1 protein-coding gene is annotated in these 730 nt (G+C 69.2%); it reads right to left on the reverse strand.

What is annotated here, in order from left to right:
• Positions 1-193: 193 nt before the first annotated feature.
• On the reverse strand, positions 194-730 hold a 537-nt coding region (locus tag KUM32_RS38625; RefSeq protein WP_217146467.1), incomplete at its 5' end, for a response regulator transcription factor.

Below are 730 nucleotides of genomic sequence, written 5' to 3' on the forward strand. Positions count from 1 at the left end.
CTGCAGGGGCTCCTGGATACTCGGGTCCGGATGGGGGGTCGTCCGGATATCGGGCTGAGATCTTCGCGAAACGTGCGCCGCCCGGTAAGCCGTCATTGTCATGACACGCTCACCAAAGATGTGAAGGGAGCGTAAGGAGGTCTGGACCACTGGGTCAATAGGTCTGGACCAAAGTGAGATTGGAGGATTCCGGTTACGGCCGTCGCGGGGGAGCGCTCACGCCCCACTCCTGCGCCAGTACCGCGGCCTGCACCCGACTGCGCAGCTCCAGTTTGGCCAGCAACCGGCTCACGTGCGTCTTCACCGTAGCCTCCGCCATCGTCAGGCGGGTGGCGATCTCCGCGTTCGACAACCCCTCGCCGAGCGCGCCCAACACCTCGCGCTCCCGTGGGGTCAGCGTGTCCAGGAGTGCGGTGTCGGGCCCGCTCGCCAACCCGGGCGGCTGCACCCGGCCGAACTCGCGGATCAGCCGGCGGGTCACCGACGGGGCGATCAGCCCCTCGCCGCGGGCCACCGTGCGGACCGCCGCCAGGAGTTCGGTCGCCTCGCTGTCCTTGAGGAGGAAGCCCGCCGCGCCCGCGCGCAGCGCGCCGAACACGTACTCGTCCAGGTCGAAGGTGGTCAGCACGAGCACGTCGGCCAGGCCGTCGGCGACGATCTGGCCGGTGGCCGATACGCCGTCCAGGCGCGGCATCTGCACGTCCATCAGGACCACGTCGGGGCGCAACTC

The organism is Streptomyces sp. AC627_RSS907, assembly GCF_019049165.1.